20 protein-coding genes are annotated in these 16,282 nt (G+C 62.7%); 4 read left to right on the top strand and 16 right to left on the bottom strand.

Features of this window, described 5'->3' with window-relative positions:
* Positions 1–94 precede the first annotated feature (94 nt).
* The 12 genes from LT972_RS07445 to LT972_RS07390 all read right to left on the bottom strand — a co-directional run bounded on the left by LT972_RS07445 (position 95) and on the right by LT972_RS07390 (position 8,868).
* Positions 95–1,663 carry a hypothetical protein gene (locus LT972_RS07445; protein ID WP_232572597.1) on the bottom strand — a complete coding sequence of 523 codons (1,569 nt, stop codon included), beginning with the start codon at positions 1,661–1,663 and terminating at the stop codon, positions 95–97.
* On the bottom strand, positions 1,660–2,451 hold the full coding sequence (locus LT972_RS07440) for a hypothetical protein (protein WP_232572596.1): 792 nt from the start codon (positions 2,449–2,451) through the stop codon (positions 1,660–1,662). Before LT972_RS07440 ends, LT972_RS07445 begins: the two co-directional genes overlap by 4 nt.
* On the bottom strand, positions 2,451–4,193 hold the full coding sequence (locus tag LT972_RS07435; protein WP_232572595.1) for a hypothetical protein: 1,743 nt from the start codon (positions 4,191–4,193) through the stop codon (positions 2,451–2,453). The genes LT972_RS07440 and LT972_RS07435 overlap by 1 nt, the downstream gene beginning before the upstream one ends.
* Complete coding sequence (locus LT972_RS07430; protein ID WP_232572594.1) at positions 4,190–4,507, bottom strand: hypothetical protein; 318 nt, start codon at positions 4,505–4,507, stop codon at positions 4,190–4,192. Before LT972_RS07430 ends, LT972_RS07435 begins: the two co-directional genes overlap by 4 nt.
* Entirely contained in the window at positions 4,504–4,716 is a 213-nt protein-coding gene (locus tag LT972_RS07425) for a hypothetical protein (RefSeq protein ID WP_232572593.1), read from the bottom strand. Before LT972_RS07425 ends, LT972_RS07430 begins: the two co-directional genes overlap by 4 nt.
* Before the next feature lie 31 nt (positions 4,717–4,747).
* Complete coding sequence (locus tag LT972_RS07420) at positions 4,748–5,098, bottom strand: hypothetical protein (RefSeq protein WP_232572592.1); 351 nt, start codon at positions 5,096–5,098, stop codon at positions 4,748–4,750.
* Positions 5,099–5,100: 2 nt separating this feature from the next.
* Positions 5,101–5,397, bottom strand: coding sequence for a hypothetical protein (locus LT972_RS07415; protein ID WP_232572591.1), 297 nt, complete (start codon positions 5,395–5,397; stop codon positions 5,101–5,103).
* Complete coding sequence (locus LT972_RS07410) at positions 5,394–5,861, bottom strand: hypothetical protein (protein WP_232572590.1); 468 nt, start codon at positions 5,859–5,861, stop codon at positions 5,394–5,396. Before LT972_RS07410 ends, LT972_RS07415 begins: the two co-directional genes overlap by 4 nt.
* A gap of 1 nt (position 5,862) precedes the next feature.
* Positions 5,863–6,300 carry a hypothetical protein gene (locus tag LT972_RS07405; RefSeq protein ID WP_232572589.1) on the bottom strand — a complete coding sequence of 146 codons (438 nt, stop codon included), beginning with the start codon at positions 6,298–6,300 and terminating at the stop codon, positions 5,863–5,865.
* A 46-nt stretch (positions 6,301–6,346) separates the two neighbouring features.
* Positions 6,347–6,817 carry a hypothetical protein gene (locus tag LT972_RS07400; protein ID WP_232572587.1) on the bottom strand — a complete coding sequence of 157 codons (471 nt, stop codon included), beginning with the start codon at positions 6,815–6,817 and terminating at the stop codon, positions 6,347–6,349.
* Entirely contained in the window at positions 6,817–8,283 is a 1,467-nt protein-coding gene (locus LT972_RS07395; protein ID WP_232572585.1) for a hypothetical protein, read from the bottom strand. Before LT972_RS07395 ends, LT972_RS07400 begins: the two co-directional genes overlap by 1 nt.
* A gap of 159 nt (positions 8,284–8,442) precedes the next feature.
* A complete protein-coding gene (locus LT972_RS07390) occupies positions 8,443–8,868 on the bottom strand; it encodes a hypothetical protein (protein WP_232572583.1) in 426 nt (141 codons plus the stop codon).
* Positions 8,869–9,168: 300 nt separating this feature from the next.
* Here LT972_RS07390 and LT972_RS07385 point away from each other — a divergent pair, with 300 nt between their 5' ends.
* Positions 9,169–9,390 (top strand): hypothetical protein, encoded by a 222-nt coding sequence (locus LT972_RS07385; protein WP_232572581.1) that lies wholly within the window; start codon positions 9,169–9,171, stop codon positions 9,388–9,390.
* 119 nt (positions 9,391–9,509) lie between these two features.
* Here LT972_RS07385 and LT972_RS07380 read toward each other — a convergent pair whose 3' ends face one another.
* Both LT972_RS07380 and LT972_RS07375 read right to left on the bottom strand, forming a co-directional pair.
* Entirely contained in the window at positions 9,510–10,226 is a 717-nt protein-coding gene (locus LT972_RS07380) for a hypothetical protein (protein WP_232572580.1), read from the bottom strand.
* A gap of 130 nt (positions 10,227–10,356) precedes the next feature.
* Positions 10,357–10,938 carry a tyrosine-type recombinase/integrase gene (locus tag LT972_RS07375; RefSeq protein ID WP_232572579.1) on the bottom strand — a complete coding sequence of 194 codons (582 nt, stop codon included), beginning with the start codon at positions 10,936–10,938 and terminating at the stop codon, positions 10,357–10,359.
* A 416-nt stretch (positions 10,939–11,354) separates the two neighbouring features.
* Here LT972_RS07375 and LT972_RS07370 point away from each other — a divergent pair, with 416 nt between their 5' ends.
* Both LT972_RS07370 and LT972_RS14925 read left to right on the top strand, forming a co-directional pair.
* Positions 11,355–12,062: a hypothetical protein gene (locus LT972_RS07370; protein ID WP_232572578.1), complete on the top strand. Its 708-nt coding sequence runs from the start codon at positions 11,355–11,357 to the stop codon at positions 12,060–12,062.
* The gene (locus LT972_RS14925) at positions 12,062–12,721 is read left to right on the top strand and encodes a Cap15 family cyclic dinucleotide receptor domain-containing protein (protein ID WP_408610822.1); all 660 of its coding nucleotides are present in this window, start codon (positions 12,062–12,064) and stop codon (positions 12,719–12,721) included. The genes LT972_RS07370 and LT972_RS14925 overlap by 1 nt, the downstream gene beginning before the upstream one ends.
* 21 nt (positions 12,722–12,742) lie before the next feature.
* Here the strand turns inward: LT972_RS14925 and LT972_RS07365 are convergent, their stop codons facing one another.
* The gene (locus LT972_RS07365) at positions 12,743–13,336 is read right to left on the bottom strand and encodes a hypothetical protein (protein WP_232572577.1); all 594 of its coding nucleotides are present in this window, start codon (positions 13,334–13,336) and stop codon (positions 12,743–12,745) included.
* 115 nt (positions 13,337–13,451) lie between these two features.
* Between LT972_RS07365 and LT972_RS07360 the strand changes: the two genes are divergently transcribed.
* Positions 13,452–14,456, top strand: a complete 1,005-nt coding sequence (locus LT972_RS07360; RefSeq protein WP_232572576.1) for a Cdc6/Cdc18 family protein — start codon at positions 13,452–13,454, stop codon at positions 14,454–14,456.
* 8 nt (positions 14,457–14,464) lie between these two features.
* Here the strand turns inward: LT972_RS07360 and LT972_RS07355 are convergent, their stop codons facing one another.
* Positions 14,465–16,102, bottom strand: coding sequence for a CARDB domain-containing protein (locus tag LT972_RS07355; protein ID WP_232572574.1), 1,638 nt, complete (start codon positions 16,100–16,102; stop codon positions 14,465–14,467).
* Positions 16,103–16,282: the final 180 nt, after the last annotated feature.

The raw sequence follows: 16,282 nt of genomic DNA, 5'->3' as shown, positions 1-16,282 counted from the left end.
GAGCGAGGGGGGTGGGGCTGAATCGCAAATCTACGCGCGCGTGTACGTGTCGGTCGCCGCCGAGTGAACCCGCCGCGAACGACCGGGACCCCGGTCATCGGCCGCCACCTCCCTCGATTTCGACCGAACCACTCCCCGACTCGGCGCCGTCGAGGCCGGCATCGTGCATCGGGATGCGAGCCACGACGATTTCCTCCTCGTCAGCCCGCGTTCGCATCGACACGAGACGCTCGTCGCCGACCTCTCGGATGCCCGTGAACTCCAGGCCTTCCTTCGGCGATTCGAGCGCCTCGACCTCGGCGCCGGTGACGGCGTCCACGTAGCCCGCGCCTGGGTCGCGCACGTACAAGCGGTCCTCGTCGCCCGCGCTCCAGCGCTTGAACACCGACGAGTCGTACTCCAGCGTCGGCCCGGACTCCTCCTCGGTGCCGGTCGGCTCGTCGAGGCGAATCTTCAGCCATCGGTCGTCGCCGTCCCGCCGCGAGAGGTCGGGCCAGCGGTAGAGCTGGAACTCGCTCTCGTCGAACATGAGCGCCGTCCCGACGTCGCGGCCGCCCATCAGGTCGCTAATCATCGGGACCGTGTCGAAGCCGAGCGGCACCGACCGCGAGCGGTTCGTGGTCGGATTCGGGCTTCCGTCCGGCATCGAGATGTAGCGCTCGACCTCGCGCCGGAACTTCGGATGGAGGTTCGCCTCGTAGTGGGCGCTCCAGTACATCGAGAACCGGAACTTCCGGCTATCGGCGTAGATGGAGCGGAGCATCGACACCTTCGCCCACGTCCGATGGTCGTCTTCCTCAGCGTCTTCGGGCGCGAGGTCGCCGGCTTCGTCGAAGATGAGGGACAGCCAGTACTGCGCGCTCCGGTAGTCGACGGCCGCGAGCGCGAACGCGAACCACCAGTGCTGGAGCGGCGTCGCCGTCTCCTCGCCCATCGTCTCCCACGCGGCCGTGAACGGGAGGGACTCGGAGACGCGGTCGGAGTCCGCCGTCAGTTCCTCGCAGCGCGTGAACGACGGGTCCGGGTAGACGACGTGGAACGTCCCGCCGGGCTGCTCGCCGAGCTGGTCGAGCAGGTCCACCGGGTCCTCGTACCGCCGCACCTGCCGAACAACGTCGTCGAGGTTGACGTCCTCCGGGGCGACGCCGCGGCGTTCCGCGCGCCACGTCGCGTCGACGCTCGCGTTCTCCGGAAGCCAGACAGTCGCCCACTCGCGGAGGCCCGCCCACCCGGAGCGGGACGGGCTACCGCGCCAGACGACGATTTCGTCCGGGTTCGCTTCCATCACGCGGAGCGCCCAGAAGCGGTTGTGTGTCGTCTTCCCGGCGCCGCGCTTCCCGAGCGCCAGCCAGTCCGTCCCGCCCGCCGACGAGGTCTCCTCGGCGGGCTTCTCGTGAACGAGCGTGTCCGGGTAGACGTCCCAGTTGTAGTCGTCCATGTCGAACTCGCCCGGCACCGCCTCGAAGAGTTCGGACGCGAGGCGAATCTCGTGAGCGTCCGTCCAGACGGTGCCGTCCTCGAAGACGGCGTCGTCCTCATCGAGGGCTTCGCCGCGCTGGCGGCGGGCCTGCCGGGTTCCTTCGCCCCAGTCGTAGTCGCCTGGGGGCGTCCAGTACGCTCGGTCGTCGTCGGTGTCAGTAGGTTCGTGTTCCTGTGTGCTCATCCGGATGGCACCTCCATCTCGCTCAGCTTGTCCGGTTCCTCCGTGCCGGTCTCCATCGCCTCCCGCAGCGCCTCGTTCATCGCCGGCAGCACCGTCTGCGCCAGCCGTAGTTGGAGCCAGACGCTGCTCTCCGACTGCCGAAGCACCGCCCACCAGTCCGAGGACGGGTTCGTCACCGTCGACGGGAAGCCCGCCGGCAGGAATCCGAGCGTGGCGTAGTCGAGGTGGTCGACCCAGTCGAGGACCGCCCGCCGCGACTGAAAGGCGGTGAACGCGCTCCTGAGCGCGCGGTGTTGCTCGACGGCGATTTGGTGGAGGCGTGGCCGCATCCCGAGGAAGCGTTGGCTCTCCGGGTCGCCCACGCCGCCTTCGCCGTCCGTGAAGTCCGCGGCGGTCGCCCGGATGTCCGCCCGGCTCGCGCGGAACGCCTCCGAGAGCGTCGCCTGCTGGATGCTGTCCCGCACGAAGTCGGCTTGGCTGTCGTTCGGCGGATGCGTCGCCATCCGCTCGCGTGTGTTCTGGTCGTCGAGGAGCGCGGCGACGCGGAACCGGTCGCTCAGCAACTCGAAGAACCACGCGTCGGGAACGTGCCCGAACGAGAGCGCGGCGACCGCGTGCGTCCAGAGGAACACGTCCTCACGGGTCTCGAAGCCGCTCCGGAGTCGATTCACCAGCTCGTTCTGCTGGGCGCGAAGCGTCGGGAGCCCCGGCACCCACGCGTGCTGGGAGTCGTGGCCAGCGTCGTCGCCGTGGGGTTCGAGGAGATCGGCGAGTGCGGAGTCCGGCATCAGTCGTCACCCGCCTCCCGGCTCCGCTGCGGCCGCCGTGGCCGCTCCCGACTGGTCTCGTCGCCGTCGGTTGGGTCCTCGACGCCGAGCATGTCGTCGAGGAGTTTGCTGCTGTTCTGCCAGTGGGACTCCAGCACGTCGAGCACGCGCTCGTGGCCGTCCATGTCCATCTTGGCGACCTGCTTCTGGAGTTGCTCGAACGTCGACGCCTCGTCGTACTGCGCGCGCTCGTCGGCGAGAATCGCTCTCGCCTCAGAGAAGTGGTACGGGGCCTCGACGATGTCCAGCGAGCCGTCGTGGGCCGTGTAGCCCGTCACGACTGCCGGCATGATGCCGGCCAGCGCTGCAATCGACGGGACACCGAGCCACGCCTTCACCCCGAAGTAGACGAGCGCCCCACCGAGGATGGCCGGCCCGAGGAACCCGAGGTTCAACGTACCGAGCCCGCCCGCGATGGAGTTCACCACCTGGTGCGGCGTCGACAGCGACTCCGTGTCGTCTTCCGGCTCGAAGACTGGCTCCGGCTCCTCGTCGGTCGTCAACGCCGGCTCGAACGCGAGGCGGGCCGGCGTCCGCACGAGCGGGTCGTCGGCCTGCGGGTCGAGTTCGTACTTCTTCGAGACGTCACCGCTCGTGTTGTTCACCGTCTTCAGGTCCGTCTCGTCGACGTGCGCAGGGTCCGCCCAGTACCGCGCGAAGAACGGCCGAAGACCCGGCGCTGGCGTGTAGATTTTACCGTCCCGCCGGATGATGTCGAGAAGTTGGATGTCCTCGTGGCGGGCGCGCTTCGAGTCCTCGCCGGAAACCGAGGTGACCGTTTCGAGGTCCTTCTGGTTGAACTCGGCGCGCTCGACCTCCTGGTCGCGGAACCCGAGGAACGCCGCGAACGAGAACATCGCGACGAACAGGCCCGCGACGTACGGGGCTCGCGAGAGGACAGCGGCGGTCTGCCACGTGCCGACCGCGAGCGCGACCAACAGGAGGCCGGCGAGCACGATCGCCCACCAGAACCCGCCTTTCTGCGGCCCGACAATCGTCCGGTCGAGAACGTGGCCCGCCGCACGCCGGCCGATGAGGATGCCCGGAACGCCGGGCAGGAAGATGTTGATGGCGGCCCACCGCCAGATGTCGCTCTTCGAGTTGATGGGGTACCCAGGTGAGGCGGTGAGCGGGTTACTGCGGTGTTGGAACCGCCAGCGTGCGCCCTCAACCTCTTCGCCGTCGCGTTCCAGCCACGCCGTCACCTGCTTCTTCGAGTCGTAGTGCGACCGCAGTTCGACCTCTTGGGTGGCGTAGCCCTCCTCGACGTCGAGCGTGATGCGCTGGACGGACTGGTCGGCCGCGTACGTCACCTGCGTTCCGTTCACGCGCTTCGATTCCTCGTTCCAGTAGACGAGTACGAGCGTGTACTCGCCCGCGGCGTCGCCGAAGGCAGTCGAGTAGAACTCCATCCTGTCCGACTGGAGCAGTTGCCCAGAGTCGAGGTACTGCGTGCTCTGCTTGAGCGGACTGACGGGCGTGTACCGCCACGCCGCCGACCCGCGAACCGGGTTTCCGAGCATCCGCGCAGAGTCGGGCGCGTCCGGGTCTTGTGCGCCGCCCTGCCGGAGGTCCTCGATGGGGAACTGACCCGGCGGCTCCCAGCCCTCCGGGCTCTCCTGAGCGGCGACAGCGCCGACGCCCGCCAGCACCGAGAGCAAGACGAGCACCGAGACGCCGATAGCCGCACGACGCGAGGTCATGCGCCACCTCCGCCGCCGCTGGCGTTCTGGCCGCGAACGCGCTTCCAGAGGACGATGAGGCCGAGCGTGCCCGCAGCGGGCGACCCGATCATCGCGAGCGGCTCGCCGAGCAGCGGGAACGATTCGAGAGCCTCGACGCCGAGGTCGACGAGCGCGTAGTAGTCGCCCGCGTTCGCGACGACGCCCTCGACCCACTCGACGACCTCGCCGCGCGTCACCGAGAAGCCGACCATCGACGCCGCCGACGCGGCCGCCGCGTACGGATGCGCGCCGACCCACGCCGCCGCACGCTGGAAGCGTTCGACCTCCGTCACGGCGACACCTCGCGGAGCTTCCGGTCGACGACCCAGAGGTTCACCAGTCCGAGGACGAGGAAGGCCGCCGCGAACGCGAGACCGCCGGTTGCAATCTCCTGGCCTGCCAGCGCCAGCGTCACGAGACCCATGACGAAGTTCCCCTGATTCACCGGGTCGAGGCGACGGACATCTCGGAGCCGGATGTCGTCTTGGAACGAGAGGGTCATCGGGACCACCTCGGTTCGAGGACCGACATGGTCAGTCGCCTCCGTTCGTGAGGGCCGCGTACCCGATGAGCATCACCAGCACGATGAGCGCGTACTGGAGTGGCGTGAGCGACACGCGCCCGGCGAGGCCGAGCGTGCCGAGCAGGCCGGTGACGCCCGCGATGGCGACCGCGGGGTCACTCGCGAGGTACTGCGCGAGTGCGTCGCCCGCGACGAGCCCGCTCATCGCGCCGCCAGCGAGCATGGTGCCGGTGCTGGTGGCGAGTCCTTTCGCTTTCGATGCGCCTGTCTTCGCGCCTCGTGCGGTCCGCCCGAAACCGAGGGCGTACACGACAACTGCCACGAGGCCGATTCCGAGTACGATGGTGAGTGTGTCTGGCATTGTTAGAGTCTCTCTTGTGCGTCTTTGGCGACACCGTACACGAGCTTCCCCGCGTACCCGAGCCCGAGCAGAATCGCGGTCACCTGCGCTGTCTCTCCGAGCCACGCTGGCACGGGCAGCCGCGGCACGATGGTGAACGCGCCGACAGAACTGGCCGTGAACAACGTCGAGATGTTAGCGTAGACGACCGCGAGCATCGCGTCGAGAAACGGCACGGTGAACAGTTGGCTGGCGCTCGTGAGCGCCGCGCTCGCCACCGTGACGGGATGCGTGACGATGTCTTCGAATTTGCTTATCATAGTGGTACGATCACGTCTGCAAGCCGATTGTACAGCCAGCGCGCCGCGAGCGCTGACCCGACGATGAACCCTGCGAGAATCACCCCGAGAAGGACCGGCGCCGCAGGCCCAGCCGCCGCGACGACGCCCCGAAGCGTCAGGAGCAAGTCACCGACGGCGGTGATGAGGCTGGTCCCGACCCAGCCTCCGGCGCCCGTGAGGAGGTTTGCCGCCAGCCGTGGAATGTCGACGATTCCGAGCATCCCGGCCGTCGAGCCGACGGCGTCCCCCTCAACGACGAAGAGCACCGCGTCGAGCGTCGCTGTGACGACGACTTCCAGGCCGTCGAAAAACACGCTCAGGAACGCCCCGAACATGAACGCGACCGGTGCCGCGATGAACCGCTTGAGCGGGGTCGGGACGTTGACGATGCTCTTCCACTTGATTTTGACATCCGGCACCTGGCTGGGAACCCACGGAGGCACGCTACAGCACCTCCTCGCGGGCGTACGCCAGCGCTCGAATCGGCACGTACAGCGCGATGAGGATGCTGGCGACTGCGAGCGGGTAGCTCAGCCAGCCGAACCCCGCGTACGCGGTGAACGTGGCGTCGATGATGTCGAGAAGCCTGCCCTCGATTTGTGGAATGAGTCCGGTGAGCGGCTCCAGCGTGCGCTTTCCACCGGGATACCGGAAGACAATTCGCGGGTCGTAGAGCCACTCTCTCAGCCCTCGGAAGATGCCGACAATCGAGCCGACGACAGCGTCGATGCCGTACTGGAGGCCGAGAACAATCGTCCCGAGGAACGACGAGACGAGTGCCTTCGTCAGGCCCGTCCAGTTGACAGGGTTCGCGACGTTGACGAGTTCGAACCCGACGCCGGAGTCACTGGTCGTGTTGAGGAACCGGTCGAGGATACTCACGGCTCACCACCCCGCTGAACGGTCGAAGGAGCGGTGAGCACCAGCGTCATTGCTCGTCTTCTCCCTCCTCGGTCACGCCGATCTCGAACGGGCCGAGGTCCGGCGTGTCGAATGGCAGCCCGACGAACGTGTCCCCGGTCTCCTCCTGTTCGAGGTACTGGGTCACCATGTACAGCGAGCCCAGTACGACGGCGACACCAACGGCGAACGCGAGCCAGCCGAACTCCTCGGAAATCCGGACGCCAGTCGTTTGCGCCGTGATTTCGAGGATTTCTGCGGGGGATGCCAGAATCCCGGAGATGAGCGTTCCGATGGCGTTCGCGCCGGACTCGAAGGGAGTCGTGATGAACGTGACGACCGCGTTGATGATGCGGCCGACGCCGATGTAGAGGGATGCTCCCATGCCGAACACGAAGCCCGACAGGAGATTCCCCAGCTTCCCGCCAGCGGAAATGAACGATGTCACTCCCGACAGGACTGCGGTCGGCGAACCATCCCCCAGACTTAGCTGGGCCATCAAATCACCTCGAACTTGCGACCGGTGAGGAGTCCAGCTATAGCCGTGCCGATGGCGCCGATGGGGCTGAAGAGCATCGACCAGAAGCCGCCGCCCTCGCCCTCCATGACGCCGGGGCCGCCCGCGGACTGCATCGCGGACGCCTCGTCGCCCGTGAGCTTGATTTCGTAGTGGAGCGCGTACTCCGTGCCCGGCGACACCGTCGAGTCCAGCGTGATGTCCTTGTCCTGCGCGTCGAACGAGGACGTGAGCGACGTCCACGACTCGATGTCCTCGAAGTCCGTGTCGCCGGCGCCCTCGACCATCTCGACCGAGACGTACCGCGTGCCCGGCCACTCGCTCGTCTGCGAGAGCTCGACGTTACTGTAGGAGAGGTCGTACGCGTCCGGGAGCGTCATCCGGTAGTAGATGTCCGCCACCGAATCCCACTGCGGGTACGCGTTGTCGCCCTTGAACGTCGCATCCACGTCCTCCGCCGGTAGCATCGCCGCCTCGACGTGCGCGGGGTAACTCAGACCCTTCACGACCGCGTCGTCGAACATCGCGCCGAGCGTGTCCACGCTGTGGACGCTGTACTCGCCGTGCGGCTCGCGGATGGTCTCCGTCTCCAGTTCCTCGTCGTCGTCCGTCTGGACGTACCGCTCGCCGAACGTGTACGGCGAGGTGCGCTCGACGTTCACGAGCGAGAAGTCGACCGTCGCCTGCCCCGTCACGTTCAGCGCCGCGATGTCCGTGATGGTGCCGTCGCCGGAGCCCTGCACCGCGAGGGAGCCGACCTGAACCTGCATGACGTGGCCCTCGCCGGTCTGGTTGGCGAGCACGCCGTCCGCGCTCTGGTTGGCCGACGAGTTGTACAGTTCAACAGCGACGTAGTCGCCGTCCTGGTCCTCCACGCGAAGTTCCGGAGTGCCAGACGCCGAGGTGACGTCCGCGGCAATCTGGATGTACCGCTTCTCCGCCGACGACGAGATGCTGAAGTTCCCGTAGGTGGCGGCGTCCGAGGTCGCCGAGCCCGTGTACCGGATGGCCTCGACGTTCGGCGCGGTCGTCACTTCACTCGTGCTCGCGCCCGAGGTCGTCCACTCGGAGGCGTCGAGGAACGACGCCACGTTGTCGCCCTCGTCTTTCCGAGGGAACTCGCCGAACTCGGCGATACTGATGTCGGTCGCCGTCAGCGAGATTGGGTTCACCGTCCCGGTGCCGAGGTCGTCGACGTCGGTCGAGCGGTTCAGTTCACCGCCGAGCGTGGCGGCGTCACCACTGTCGTCGTAATACTCCAGCGGGCTGTTGAACTCGCCGTTGTCCCAGGAGTCGACCGTGACGTCCGTGGAGAACTGTGGGTTCGGTGCCTGTCCGTCGTCGTAGTTGAGTGTCGATGCGGCTACGGCTGGCGTCGCGGCTGCCGAGACCATCAGGAAGATGGCCGCGAGCGCGACGCCGACCTTCGTGAGTGCGTTCGTGTTCATGTGTTGGATGAAAATCGGTTAGCGAGCGATGCGACTCCGTGGCGCGTCACGGCTTGATCCTCCGCAGGAGACGGGCGAGAGCGGCTTTCGCGCGACCGCGGATGCGGCCGGAGTGCCGCATGTGGGCGGCGCGCTCGTGCTGACTCGACTTCCCGGAGGTCATCGAACAGCCCCCGCGACCGCGCCCCACGCTTCCCGTGCAGCGTCAGCGAATCGCCGGCCTGCCTCCTCGAAGTACGCGGGCATGGGCTTGCCGCGCTGGTACGTCGAGGCGTCGGCGAAGACGGCGTCGTCGCCGCCGACCTCCTGCTTGATTTGGTGGGCGATACGCACTGCGGCCAGCGAGTCCGTCGTCTCCGCGCGGTACTCGACGAACTTCTCACCGCTGTGGCGTTCCTCCAGCCAGTCGACCTCCTGAATGGGTGGGTCGTAGCAGAGGTTCCAGAGCGGTGGGATGCTCTCGCCGAACGCGGTGGCGTACTGGATGCCGAACGAGTCGCCGTCCGCGGTTTCGACAGTGAGCGTTACCGTGTCGTGGCGGTGGTCGGTGTCCAGAACACGGACGAAGGCGTCGCCCGCGTTCACTGTGCGTCACCTCCGAGAAGCCGCCGCAGGTCGTCACCGAGCGCGGCGACGTCACGAAGCTGGAGGCGCGTCGCTATCTCGCTGCGAGCGCCCGTTTCAGAAACGTCGTGTGGACCACCCGTCGGTGGCCCCGATTGCGATGTGGCCATGGGTTCGGGCGTCGGCTGCTGGCTCGGACCACGAGGTACAGCGCGACGCTACCCTCGAATTGGCGAGTCCCGGCCTTAGTGGGCGAAAATTAATCGCAAAATGACCGCACTCTGCTATTATATTAAGTCCAGAGAGCGCCCCTTCCGGAGTATGGCAACCGGTTCAGAACGACCGAGCACGATTCCCGACATCCTCGACAAGGGCCACCGAGAACTCCGCGACCTCGGGAACGACCAGCCCGGCATCAGTCTCCCGAAGGACTCGATGCGGAAGCTCGGACTCCTCGACGAGGACGGCGTCGAAACCGAACAAGAAGTGCTGCTCGTAACCTACCGCGACGGACGCGTCGTCATCGACCTTCAGACCGAGTAGTTCGGATTTGTTGAATTATCTTGGGACTGGGAGAACCGACCGGACAGCTACAGACTCCTTATCCGTCGAATGCCAGCGTTGAATTGCTAAGTACGGGGGCTGGAGTACACTAAGTCAACTCATCTGCTGCGTTTCTCGGATTTCAGCATATCCATTGAGTTGACCGATACATCTTGAGCAATTGTGAAAAACAGATCCATAGCTTGCTCCGTTATTGACTCTACACCCCCGCCACGGTTCGCTGCGCCCAACATCAACTGCTTAAATTCACTCGAATCCCACTCAGTTATTATCTCCTCAACTTCCTCCGCAAACTCACCACGCCCTCCGGAGATGTTCTGTTCAACTGCTCCGATTAGATTACCGAACGCGGGCGATTCACCTGCTGCTTGAGTTATTGCCTCCTCAAAATCTACTCGCTCCTGGGGTTCTTTCTGAGCCATCTCAAATAACTCTTGCAGCAACTCAACACCTTGCTTTTCACCCTCGACCTCCGCTACCTTACTTGCCTTCGCATACACTGTAGAGACTCGCTGAACGTGACTTACAGCCGAATCCGATACACCATCCGGGGGATTCTTTGCCTTTACGTGAAGTCCCTCTGAGTACACGGCCAAATCGTCTAGAATCCCCTCATAGTCCGGATCGCTACGGTGCTGTGCTGTTTGGATCGCGTGTACGCCACGGCCAATTAGCCCAAGCGACTCGTCAAACCAAGTTTCCAGAGCATTGGCTCTCTCCCGAGATTCTTCACGCCGCCGCCGATACTCATATCCTCCAATGGTTCCCAGAAGTGATCCCACGCCCAGTACCGATAATATCTCCCCCAGCGGCATACACTATCTGACAACGAGGAACTCATTAGGTGTTTTGCAAATCCTCTCGAATAATAACGATAGGTACGTCAAATAGGCGTTCTATGGGCTTGTTGAACCCTCAATTGATGATAGATCCAGTAGTTCGTAGTCAGAGCCACGGCACTTTCTCGCGTGCTCGCTGCTGAGCCTTCACGCTGTACTGACCGAGGTAGTGCTCACGGAACGTGTCCCAGTCCTCCCAGCCGCCGTACTCCATCACGAGTCCGGGCTCGACCTCGCGCTCGCAGAGGAGCGTGCCCCACGTCCGCCGGAGGTCGTGGGGCGTGAGATACGTCCAGCCGTCGTCCTCGTGCTCGGCGAGGTCGTCACGGGCGCTTTCGACCCACCGCTCGACCGTGCGCGTCGAGACATCGACGAGTGGGACGTCGTCGGGCTCGTCGCGGAGGTCGCCGACCGTCTGGATGGTCGTCGCGAGGTCCTGAGGGAGTGGCGTCTCGCGATACTTGCCGCCCTTGCCGTGCTCCACGCGCAGGAACGTCCCGGCGGGGCCGTCGGTCACGTCGCGCGGGGTGGCGTCGACGATTTCCTTGCAGCGCAGGCCGCAGCGGAGGCCGAGGCCGAACGCGATGCACTGCTGGGTGTCGTCGGCGGCGTCGAGGAACTGGTCGGCTTCCTCCTCGGTGAGCCAGACTTTGCGCCCGTCGTCCTCGTTGTGGTCTTCCATCTGCATGTCGTTCTTTTCGAGAAGTGCGACGGAACTCCTAGAATCTTCCCCCTGACGGGGCCGATTCGGGCGTGAATCGGCGCGAATGTGTCGCACTCTCTGAGGGAGTGCGACAATGTCATGAGGAGTTAGGAGTTCGTTCTTCTCTCAATAGACAGAACATTCATTATCTCATGACGCAATGCCCTGTTGAATACCTCATGGCGATTCCGTCCTCACAGTTGGAAACTTGGACTTCCCAGGGTGCTATTCAATCCTCCAGCACCACATACAGCTCAGTAAAGAATGCGATAGACCAGGATCGGTACGGACTAGGTCGTGATGGGTTCTCCCACTCCTATGAGGTTTACTTGCAAGGCTCCTATGCGAATCATACGAACGTCTATGGAAACAGCGATGTAGATATTGTAGTGCGGATTACTATGCCATTCGAGGAGGATCTTTCTGACCTGTCTTCTGCCGAAAAAGAGCGATTTTGGGATGAGTATACCGATCTTGGTTACGAATGGGAAGATTTCCACAAAGAGGTTGTTAGGGCTCTCCGAGGCTACTATGGGCGAGATAATTTGGAAATCGGAGAGAAAGCAATAAAAGTGGACTCAAACGATGAAACACCCATTCCGATTGATGCAGATGTCGTAGCCTGTGCAGAATACAGGAAATATCACAAGTTCACAGCAGATGGTGAGGAAGAGTATACGTCAGGTATGTACTTTAAAACTAAAAATTGGCTAAGTAGGGAGATTGTAAATTATTCCAAAGAGCACAAGAGAAACGGTGAAGAGAAGAATCAGGAAGAGAATACTGACGGAGAATACAAAAGAACAATCCGGATGTTCAAGAATGCGCGCAATCGTGCTGTAGAATACGGTATTTTAGACGGCGAAACCGCTTCATCGTATTACCTTGAGGGGCTTCTTTACAATGTCCCAGATGATTATTTCACCGAGACGGACTTACCGACTCGATATTTGGACATCGTAGATTGGTTGGATGACGCTGATGTCAGCTCTTTCAGTGAGCAATCTGGGATGTACTCTCTCTGTGTCGATGGCGATCCTGACCGTTGGACCGTTGAAGACGCCAATGCTACAATTGAGGCATTCCAAGAGGTGTGGGATTCATACTGATGCATCCGTATTCAAGTCCGGGTTCGAGGTGGAGAAAGGTGGGCTATTTGATGCTATTTGCTGTCCTCTTCACTTGGTTCTACCAGGCTAGTTTGGTAGGCCTTTTCGAAAAATTGCCATTACTGTCAGAAGACACCCTACCGCCGGGCCTTCCTACACTATCTATATTCACATTAACATACATTATCTGGGACCGGTATCTCTGGCGATTCCCAGTCATTCGGAAATTTACTTCTATGCCTGATTTAAACGGAGAATGGTATGGAGGATTGCAATCCTCGTATGAACAAACCACAATGGGCGACTTCCAAGCTGATGGAGGAACGGAAAAACACGGGCCAAAAATGACGATTGATCAGACCTGGACCAGTATTCAGGTGACAATAGAATTCAAGAACTCTGTGTCCTCGAGTCAAACTGCGTCTATAATGCACGATATGACGACACCCGTTCTTAGACTCACATATCAAAACCGACCGACGGGTGATTCACAGGAATCGATGACCATCCACGAGGGTACCAACGACCTTCATCTACGACAACAGGGTGATGAGAGATTCCTTGAGGGGAAATACTACACAGATGAGCATCGCAACAACCATGGCCAAGTTCGCTTCAAACAGGACGAGCGAAGCTTGGGACAACAGATTTTAGATTAGCGCGAACCGGCACGTCAGTCTTCAGTAGAGGAATTCGCCAATTGCTCGTGCCTCAACCACATAGATTGGATCGCGAACGTCGTTCTCCTCGACGAATTCTTCAGCGACTTCCTTCTGGCCCGCGGGCATCGCCAGCACGGTCTGGTAACCGCTAAGCCGGTAGTCCTCCAGTTGCTCCAGGACGTGACTCTTCTGTGTCGTCAGCGCCTCGGCGGTCTCGACCTCGACGATCATGCTCCCGGTCGGTCCGCCGACATCCGAGTAAATCAGGTCCGGGTCCCCGTCGATTGCGGATAGGACGTTGCGCGTGTTCCCGTCTTCCGCATCGACACCGTATTCATCACCGTCGATGTGAGCGAGGTAGAGGCTCGCGCTCTTACCACCGCGTTCGTCGGCAATTTCGTTGGTCGCTTGCGCCGCTCGAAGAAGCGCACTGTGGTGTTCACTGAGACCGTCCTCTGCGGCTTCCTGCTGACTGTCGAGCCACGATGCGATGGCGGCTCCTGCGGCCGCACCGGCCGGTCCACCGATAGCAAAGCCTGCTCCGCCACCTATGACCGCCGCAGTAAAACTGGAGCTACTATCCGACTCGTCTTCATCGCCTTCTCCCGGCATATTCTACAGTCAACACGGCAGTGATTTAATGATTTTCAAAACTACAGTTAGAGAGTAGTTCCACTTTCACCACGGACGGCTGGCGTTCATCCCGCAGACGCGTCTACGCTCTGCCATGATTACCGACGCCCGCGCCTTCCAGCAGGAGTTCGTCCCGCAGGAGCTCTACCATCGAGACGGTGAAATCGACGCACTCACGTCTACACTCCAGCCGCTCGCCGACGGCGTAGCCGGTGGCGACGCCTTCATCTTCGGACCCTCAGGAACCGGAAAGACGACGCTCGCACGCCACGTCGTCGAACTACTCCAGCGCGAGAACCTCACGCTCACCTCCACGTACCTGAACGCGATGAGCAACTCCAGTCGCGCCGACGCGTTCCGGGCGTTGGCGAACGACGCGGGCGTCGCCAACGACCTCCGCCGGGACGGGACGCCGGCCTCCGCGTTCGCCGACCGGCTCCGGGAGATCGACGGGCAGGTCATCGCTATCGTGGACGAAGTCCACGTCCTCGACGACTACCGGACCCTCCAGTCGCTCTGGGAGATGCGGAACCTCACCCTCCTGATGGTCTGTCTCGACGAGGACCGACTGTTCGCCGAGTTCGACGGCCAACTCCAGAGCCGATTCGGGTCCGCGCGAACGATACGGCTCGACCGGTACAGCATCGAGGAGATGACCGCCATCCTGCGAGGGCGCGTGAAGGCCGGCCTCCAGCCGGGTGTCATCCGCGACGACACGCTCCGGTACATCGCGGACCTCGCGGCCGGCGACGCCCGCCGCGGCATCGCCCTACTCCGGGCTTCGGTCGAGCACGCCGTCGACGACGAACGCGACGAGATTACTGCCGACGTGGTCGAGGCCGCGAAAGAATCAGCGCGTGGTGCCGTCCGGCAGAGTCGCGTCCGACGGCTCGGGACGGACAAGCGCCTGCTCTATGAAATTATTCGCGACGCGGGCGACCTCGACGGCGGCACGCTCCACGCGCGCTACGAGGATCGCGCCCAGGACCCCGTGGCTCGCGGCACCCGACGGAAGTACCTCGCGCGCCTCGAAGAATACGACCTCATCGCCTCAGAGGGCAACGGCCGCGGGAAGACGTACGCCTACCCGCACCAGTAGAAGCGGAGTTAGCCGTCCGTGCTGATGGTCGTCGACGTAGAGGCGACGACTTCGCCGCCGTCGAGCACTTCGACGGTGAGTTGGTGTGACCCGTCTTCAATCGTGATGTCCGGGCTGAGGTAGACCGTGTTGGATGAGCCCGGCGACAGACTGGAAATCGGGCTCTCGGAAAGCGTGTTGCTCACCCCGTCGACCTTGAGTCGAACGCTGTCGTAGTCCATAGGCACGTCACCAGTGTTCCGGAGCGTGAAGTCCACGCTCGACAGGTCAGACGTGTTCGAGTCGTAGTTCGAGAACGACATCGTAGACACGTCGAGAATCTCGCCTTCGACTCCGGTGAACGTCGCTTCGGTGGATTCCGAATCAGTCCAGCCGTCTCCCGAAATCTGGAGCGTGACGTTGTACGTTCCGCCGTCACCACTCGGTGCGTAGAGCGGGTCCGAGAAGTAGCCCGCTTCAATACTGAACTCAGAGGACGTCTTCGGATCCAACCAGAAGGTTTCGGTCGCGACCTGTTCGCCGTTCACCAGCACTTTTGCGTCGAACTCCGACTCGACGGCACCGTTGTTCCTCGCGGAGAACGGCACACCCGTGAGTTCACCCTCTTGCCACGCCGTCTTCATCGACTGAAGCTGGACGCTCGCTCCCTCGACCTCGTGGGTAATCTGCTCAGTCTTGAAGCCAGACGAGGAGTTGAGAACAACGTCGAACGTCAGGTTCCCGCCGGACTCCGCCTGATAGATGTACCCGAGGGCGCTCGCTTCGAAGTTCACCGTCGCACCCGCAGGAAGGTCTTTGTCGTACGAGGAACCGACTGTCTCGTCGCCGTAGTTGACCAGCACCTCAGCGCTCGTCGGGAGGTCACCGGTGTTCTTCACGGTCACGTCGGCCGTCTCGAACGTGTTCCCGTTCCAGTTGTCGGTCACGTCGACGATGGAGAGTTTCGGGCCCTCGAAGGTCTTCTCGAACGACCCGGTGAGAGTCGAGTCCGTGGTGTTCACCTCGACGGACCCGCGGACGTCGCCCGGCTTCTCGATCGCCATCGAAGCCCCGTAGGACGACGTGATGTTCACCGTCTCAGTCGTTCCTGCGGGAACCCACTCGTAGAGCATCGTTTCGCTCACGCCATCGCCCCGAGCCGTGGCAGTCGCGTTCATCAACTGCACCGGCACGTCACCGGAGTTCTCGACCGTGACCTTCACGTTCTGCACTTTGTTCCCCGACCAGTTCGCCTCGACCGACTGGACCTCCGCGTTCGGGCCGTCGAACGTGACTGACTTCGTGGCCTTTGTGTCGCCGCCCTGCTGGAGGACGACCGTGTACTCGCCACCCTTCGGGTCGTAGAGATAGAAGCCAGTGCGGTTGTTCTCCGGCGATACCTCGCCAGAGTTCAGAACCGTGCCACTTGGCCCTTCCAGTAGCACCTTCGAGTAGTCGTTCACCGAGTAGTTGAACGCCAGTACGGGCTCGTCGTCTTCTGACATCTGAATCGCGGGGTCGGACACCGAGGGTCCGCCCGACCCCATGATGCCGCTACACCCCGCGAGCGCGACGAGCGCGCCAATTGCCACGAGCGCGAGCACGAGCTTCGCACGCGGCGTCCCAAGCCGATTCTTCCCCTTTTCCAGATTGTTCCGCACCTTCATAGATGCCGCTTATCTGGCAGATGCAATATTCTTCCGGACCGGACCAATCGCGCTTCCGTTCGCTTTCCGTTCGCACTTCCGTTCGCAGGTAGCGCCTCTGACGCACCACCCTTCGAGAGGTAGAGCCGGTTCGGGGTGTTTCCGTTCGTTCCCGCGTCTGCGCTTTTACCAGGGCGTTCT

The sequence above is a fragment of the Halobacterium litoreum genome (genome assembly GCF_021233415.1).
Classification (GTDB): domain Archaea; phylum Halobacteriota; class Halobacteria; order Halobacteriales; family Halobacteriaceae; genus Halobacterium; species Halobacterium litoreum.
Note: the sequence above shows the minus strand (reverse complement) of the source record. Positions and strands in the feature narration are given on the sequence as shown.